Annotated in this window: 6 protein-coding genes; all 6 read left to right on the plus strand. The window is 41.4% G+C overall.

Annotated elements, in window-relative coordinates:
* The first annotated feature begins 6 nt into the window (after nucleotides 1-6).
* The gene (gene amrS, locus ciss_RS03230) at nucleotides 7-999 is read left to right on the plus strand and encodes an AmmeMemoRadiSam system radical SAM enzyme (RefSeq protein ID WP_075864871.1); all 993 of its coding nucleotides are present in this window, start codon (nucleotides 7-9) and stop codon (nucleotides 997-999) included.
* 83 nt (nucleotides 1000-1082) lie between these two features.
* Nucleotides 1083-2315, plus strand: a complete 1233-nt coding sequence (locus ciss_RS03235) for an MFS transporter (protein WP_075864872.1) — start codon at nucleotides 1083-1085, stop codon at nucleotides 2313-2315.
* Between the two features lie 180 nt (nucleotides 2316-2495).
* On the plus strand, nucleotides 2496-3509 hold the full coding sequence (gene argC, locus ciss_RS03240) for an N-acetyl-gamma-glutamyl-phosphate reductase (RefSeq protein WP_075864873.1): 1014 nt from the start codon (nucleotides 2496-2498) through the stop codon (nucleotides 3507-3509).
* A gap of 11 nt (nucleotides 3510-3520) precedes the next feature.
* Nucleotides 3521-4720 carry a bifunctional glutamate N-acetyltransferase/amino-acid acetyltransferase ArgJ gene (gene argJ, locus ciss_RS03245; protein ID WP_075864874.1) on the plus strand — a complete coding sequence of 400 codons (1200 nt, stop codon included), beginning with the start codon at nucleotides 3521-3523 and terminating at the stop codon, nucleotides 4718-4720.
* A gap of 14 nt (nucleotides 4721-4734) precedes the next feature.
* The gene (gene argB / locus ciss_RS03250) at nucleotides 4735-5619 is read left to right on the plus strand and encodes an acetylglutamate kinase (RefSeq protein WP_075864875.1); all 885 of its coding nucleotides are present in this window, start codon (nucleotides 4735-4737) and stop codon (nucleotides 5617-5619) included.
* A 106-nt stretch (nucleotides 5620-5725) separates the two neighbouring features.
* The coding region (locus ciss_RS03255; RefSeq protein WP_501161878.1) for an SSO2105 N-terminal domain-containing protein at nucleotides 5726-6304 on the plus strand (579 nt) is incomplete at its 3' end.

Consider the following 6304-nt stretch of genomic DNA (forward strand, 5'->3'; position numbering starts at 1 on the left):
GGCCTTATGAAAGAGGCAATGTTTTACGAGGCCTTGGAAAATTCTTTAGTTCAATGCCATCTTTGTCCACACCGGTGCCGCATAGCAGACGGTAAAACCGGCCGCTGCCGGGTGAGAAAGAACTTAAAGGGACGATTGTATTCCTTAAACTTTGGGAAAATAACTGCTATAAATATAGATCCTATCGAAAAAAAACCTCTTTACCACTTTTATCCTGGAAGTACTATTCTCTCGGTAGGTACTTTTGGGTGTAATTTTAACTGCGGATTTTGTCAAAATTATGAAATATCCCAAATTGCCGAAACCGGTGAAAAGCTTTTACCGGAAGATTTGGTAAAACTTGCTCAAAAATATAAATCTCAAGAAATGATTGGGGTTGCTTATACTTATTCGGAGCCAGTAGTATGGTATGAATACATAGAGGCTTCCGCTCCTTTAATTAAAGAGCTTGGTTTCAAAACCGTTTTGGTAACCAACGGATTCATTAATAAAGAGCCTTTAAAAAAACTTTTACCTTTTATTGATGCCCTCAATATCGATTTAAAAGGGATAACGGAGGAGTATTACCGTGATGTTTGTCAGGGGAGCGTTACTCCGGTTTTAGAAGCTATTGAAGCATCCAAAGCTTTGGGAGCCCATGTGGAAGTTACCACGTTGCTCGTTCCAGGACTTAATGATGCGCCCGAACAGATTGAGGAATTGGCAAGATTTTTAGCGAAAATAGATCCTGATATTCCGTTACATTTTTCCCGGTATTTTCCGCGGTATAAGTTTAACTTGCCCCCTACCCCGGAGGAAAGCTTATACCGGGCCCGGGAGATAGCCGGGAAATATCTAAACTACGTTTACCTTGGCAATTTGCCCGATGCTTCTAACGATACTTTTTGTCCTCGTTGCGGGGCATTATTAATTCGGCGGGATTATTTTAGGGTGGATACTCCTGGACTTTCAGGAGATACCTGCCGGCAATGTAAAAGTAAAGTTAAAATTATCCTTTAGGGCAGGATTTTTTAAGGATTAAGTTGTAATAATTAATAATAAACTTTAATTATATGAATAACATTACAACGTTGGAGTAGACTATGAAAGAACAGTCTTTGATTAAATCCTTTATTACTGCAGGAAAAAGTGCAAAAAAATTTTTAATATCCCAGCTTTTTGTGAATTTTGGTTACGGTATTTACCAGGTGTTATTTAATTTATACCTAAAACAACTGGGCCTGGGTATGGATGTTGCAGGTCAGGTGGTGGCAGCAAGTTCATTGGCCCAGGCGTTATTTATGATTCCGGCGGGTTATATCGGCGACCGGTACGGCCGACGCCGTTTTATTTTCTGGGGAAGTTTTGTTGCCGGGATAATGTTAATTTTTCAGGGAATTTTTGAAACTTCCGGCCTAATTATTTTGGCCGCTTTTCTTTTTGGGTTGGGATTTTCAGTATTAGTGGTAAATGGTGTGCCTTATTTAGCGGAAGTTTCCCGACCGGGAGAAGAAGTAAGGTTAATTGGCTTTCACTATTCGTCAATAATGATTGCTTCGATGCTTGGGAATTTCGGGGGAGGGGCTCTAACCGATATTTTAGCCAGAATACTATCGCTAAAAGACAGCTACCGGGTCTCGCTAATCTTAGGGGCTTTAATTTTTTTAGCAGGAAATTTATTTTTAACCCATTTGGAAAAAGGCCGGAAAGTCGAAGTAAAAGAAGATTTTACTTTAATAATTAAAGGAATTTTTGCTGACCAAAAAGATTTTAAAGTTTTTAAAACGATTTTTCTTTTTTCGCTGTTAGTTGGTACCGGTTCGGGACTTTTTATGCCTTACTTAAATTTGTATTTTGCTAACCGGTTTGGGGTTTCAAATACTTTTATTGGCTTAACTTTAGCTGGAGCCCAAGGGTTAACGTCTTTAGCTATGGCTTTTGGGACCAAAGCAGCACAATATTTAGGACTGGTGCGGGCTTTTGTGTTGTTTAACTTTGTGTCGTTACCTTTTACCGTATATCTTGGCTATGTTCCTAGTATTGGTTTAGCGGTATTAGTATTTTTAGTCCGCCATGCTTTGATGAATGCCGGAACCCCTTTGTTTCAATCGGCCAATGTGCTGGTGGTGGATCCTGGCAGAAAAGGGCTTATCTTAAGCTTAAATCAGGCAACCTTTTCTTTGGGATGGGCTTTAGGAGGACCTTTAAATGCTTTAATATTTAAGTCCGGAGGGTATCCACTTATTTTTTGGACAGTTGGTATACTGTATTTTACCGGGACTTATCTGTATTATTTGGAGTTTAAAAAATTCTCTTATCTTGGGCAGGAAAAATAAATGGGAAAAAATAAAGAGAATTGGTTAATAGCTTAGTTAGCATAAGTATTATTCTTGCGGGAAGTTTGGGAGCTAAGCAAATTTCCGGAGAAAAATCTTCGGAAATTTTTTTATAAAACTATTGCATAATTATACAAAAGTATGTAATATTATAAATATATCAAAAAAGGAGGGGCAGCCTTGAAAGTTGCAGTAATTGGTGCTACCGGCTATACCGGTGCTGAACTAATTAGGTTATTATCTATGCATCCGAAAGTTTCTGACCTCTTCCTCTTTAGCCGGGGAGAAGAGGTGGAACTGGAGAAGCATTTTCTCGGCCTTGGTTTTGCCGGCAAGGTGAAGCCTTTAGAAGAACTAACAAAATTTAGCCCTGATTTTGCCTTTTTAGCTTTACCGCACGGAGAGAGTGGGCGATATGCTCAAGACCTAATCCGACGAGGGGTCAGGGTTATTGACTTATCAGCAGATTTTCGCCTTCCTCTGGAAGTTTATGATAAATGGTACGGGCCGCATCCGGCTCCCGGGCTTTTGGAAACAGCAGTATACGGTCTTTCGGAATATTTTTCCGAAAAAATAAAAACTGCCAGGCTAATTGCCAATCCAGGGTGCTACCCGACGGCTTTTTTGCTGGCGGTTCTTCCTTTAGCCGAAAAAGCTTTAATTCAAGGTGTGATCATCAGCGATATGAAGTCGGGGGTAACGGGGGCTGGAAGAGCGGCTAAGAGGGAGATGCTTTTTGGGGAAGTGGCGGAAAATTTCCGACCTTACGGAGTTGGAGGTAAACATCGACATCTGCCGGAAATGGAAAATTTCTTAAATATGTTTGCGAAAGGCTTAAGAGTTATTTTTACTCCCCATCTGGTTCCTATGAAACGGGGGATTTTAGGGACAATTTATCTGAGTCTTACTACGGATGTTTCTTTGGAAGAGTTAAGAAAGATTTACCTGGCAAAATACCAGGATAAGCCTTTTATAAAAATCCTTCCGGATGGCCAGTTACCGGAAACCCGGGCGGTTTACGGAACCAATAATGCCTTAATTGCTGTTAATAAAGAGCCGGGAGGAATGGTTATCGTGACCGTTGCCATTGACAACCTGGGCAAAGGGGCTGCAGGGCAAGCAGTGCAGAACATGAATTTAATGGCCGGATTGGATGAAACTTGCGGACTTAAAAATACGGGAATTTACTTTTAGGAGGGATTAGGATGAAGAAAATTCAAGGTGGAGTTACCGCACCCCAGGGTTTTTTAGCGGCCGGGGTTCACGCGGGGATAAAAAAGAGCAAAAAAGATGTAGCGGTGATTTTTTCCGAAAAGCCTGCGGTAGGTGCGGCGGTTTTTACCACCAATAAGGTAAAAGCGGCACCGATCCTCTTATCCATGGAAAATATTAAAGACCAACTTATTTCCGCAATTGTGGTAAATAGCGGCAATGCTAATGCCTGTACGGGTGAAGAGGGAATGCTGGCAGCCCGCCAGATGCTTGATGAAACAGGAAAATGCCTGGGAATACCTATTTCGCAAGTACTGGTAGCTTCTACCGGGGTAATTGGCGTGCCTCTTCCGGTAAATAAGGTGCTTAATGGAATAAGGATGGCCTGCCAGGCTTTATCCAGGGAGGGAAGCGGAGCTGCGGCGGAAGCGATTATGACCACCGATACTGTCCCTAAAGAAATTGCGGTAGAATTTGAAGTTTACGGAAAAACGGTGAAGGTCGGTGGTATTGCCAAAGGTTCCGGAATGATTCACCCTAATATGGCGACAATGCTGGCGTTTATTACCACCGATATTGGTATGGAAAAAGAGCTTTTACAGGAAACATTACGGGAAGTGGTAGACGAAAGTTTTAACATGATTTCGGTGGATGGCGATTCCAGTACCAACGATATGGTGGCGGTTTTGGCCAATGGACTTTCTGGAGTCTGGGTAAAAAGTAAAGAAGAAGAAGCTTACTTAAAATTTAAAAATGCCCTGGAATACGTGGCAATTTATTTGGCAAAAGCCATAGCCCGGGACGGGGAAGGAGCGACTCGCCTTATAGAAGTGCGGGTGGTTAACGCTGAAAGCCTTCAGAAAGCCCGGAAAATTGCGCGAACCGTTACTTCTTCCAACCTCTTTAAAGCAGCGGTTTTTGGGGAAGACGCAAACTGGGGACGGATAATTACCGCAGTTGGGTATGCCGGAGAAGAAATAACGGTGGAGAAAATCGATATTTACCTGGGTAAGGTAAAAGTGTTGCAAAAAGGAGTACCCCTTCCTTTTTCCGAGGAAGAGGCTAAAGAAGAATTGGCTCGCGAGGAAGTAATTGTAACCATTGATTTAAATGAAGGAGACGCCAATGCGGTAGCCTGGGGTTGTGATTTAACCTACGATTACGTGAAAATCAATGCCAGTTACCGGACTTAGAAGGTGGGAAAAAGATGGAAAAATACCTGGAAAAAACTAAAGTTTTAATAGAGGCTCTTCCGTATATTAAAAAATTTTACGGTAAGACGATTGTCATTAAATACGGCGGTCATGCCATGGTCAGTGACCAGTTAAAAGAAGCGGTGATTAATGATTTAGTATTGATGAAGTTTGTGGGGATTAACCCGGTGGTAGTACACGGCGGTGGTCCGGAAATCAGCCGCATGTTAAATAAGCTTAATATTCGGTCAAACTTCATAAATGGGTTAAGGGTTACCGACGAAGCTACCTTAGAAGTAGTGGAAATGGTGCTGGTAGGAAAGATCAACAAAGAGATTGTTGGACTAATTGAAAAAGCCGGAGGCAAAGCGGTAGGCCTTTCGGGAAAGGATGCAGGACTCCTTAAAGCCCATAAAAAACTTGCTAAAAATCCAGAGCCCACAGGGGAAGAGTATCTTGATCTTGGTTATGTAGGAGAAATTACGGAAGTAAATCCGGAAATTCTTTTAACATTAATTGATAAGGGGTACATTCCGGTAGTAGCGCCGGTGGGTTCCAATGGCAACGGGGAATTTTATAACATAAATGCCGATGAAGTGGCGGCGGAGGTGGCAGTAGCTTTAAAAGCTGACAAACTGATAGTTTTAACCGATACTCCCGGAATTTTGCTTAATGAAAAGGACGAAAATTCTCTCCTTTCCAAGGCCAGTATTGCTGAAGTGCAAGAGTTAATAAACCAGGGAGTAATTCGCGGCGGAATGATTCCCAAAGCGGAAAGTGCCATCAACGCTATAAAGCGGGGCGTTGGTTCGGTGCACATTATCGATGGACGTATTGCCCATTCGCTACTTTTAGAAATTTTCACCGATGCTGGAGTGGGCACTATGCTTACTGCCTAAAAGTGGGAGGTTTAAGCAGTTGAGCTAAACAATGCAAAATAGTGCAATAACAACTGTTTTGCAATAAATAAATCTAATTGCACAAAATTGAAAGGCAGCGATGGTAATGAAACAAATCATAACAATACAGGCAAGGTTATTTCCAAAGAAAGAAGAAAAAGAATGTTTAGACAACCTGATGCGAAACTGGAACTCCTGCAAAAGATATGCTTATAACCGCCTGCTTGAAGGGAAAACCCGAAAAGAACTCAAGAAAGAACTGCAACAAATGTTTAACCTGAATTCCAGATATGTAGACGATGCTATACTTGAAGCCAGTGAAGTTTTGCAAAGCACCAAAGAACTTGGAGAAAACCCTCGTAAAGTTATCTTTGGCGGGAAAGACCTGTTTTTCGAGCTGAAAAGCAAACATTTATGTATCAAACAAAGGCAAAAGTACAAAAAAGAGTGGGAAGATAAACGCAAAGGAACTCTTTTCTCCAGAGGGGATAAAACCAAGCAGGGGAACTTAAATTTAAGAGTTATCGAAGAAAAAGGTCAATTTTTTCTAAGGATAAATACAGGCAACAGGAAATGGTTGTTTATCCAGCTTAAAAGTTCTCATAAGAAATGGAGAAAGTTTGCAGAAGCAATGCTAAATTCCTGTCCTTACAGTATTCGCCTTCAAAGAAAAAACAATAAATAC

It is taken from the genome of Carboxydothermus islandicus (genome assembly GCF_001950325.1).
GTDB classification, from domain to species: domain Bacteria; phylum Bacillota; class Z-2901; order Carboxydothermales; family Carboxydothermaceae; genus Carboxydothermus; species Carboxydothermus islandicus.

Bases quoted from the DNA above. Each gene is read 5' to 3' on its own strand.
- ciss_RS03235 (WP_075864872.1), top strand. From the start codon at position 1,083: ATGAAAGAACAGTCTTTGATTAAATCCTTTATTACTGCAGGAAAAAGT.
- amrS (WP_075864871.1), top strand. From the start codon at position 7: ATGAAAGAGGCAATGTTTTACGAGGCCTTGGAAAATTCTTTAGTTCAA.
- argB (WP_075864875.1), top strand. From the start codon at position 4,735: ATGGAAAAATACCTGGAAAAAACTAAAGTTTTAATAGAGGCTCTTCCG.
- argJ (WP_075864874.1), top strand. From the start codon at position 3,521: ATGAAGAAAATTCAAGGTGGAGTTACCGCACCCCAGGGTTTTTTAGCG.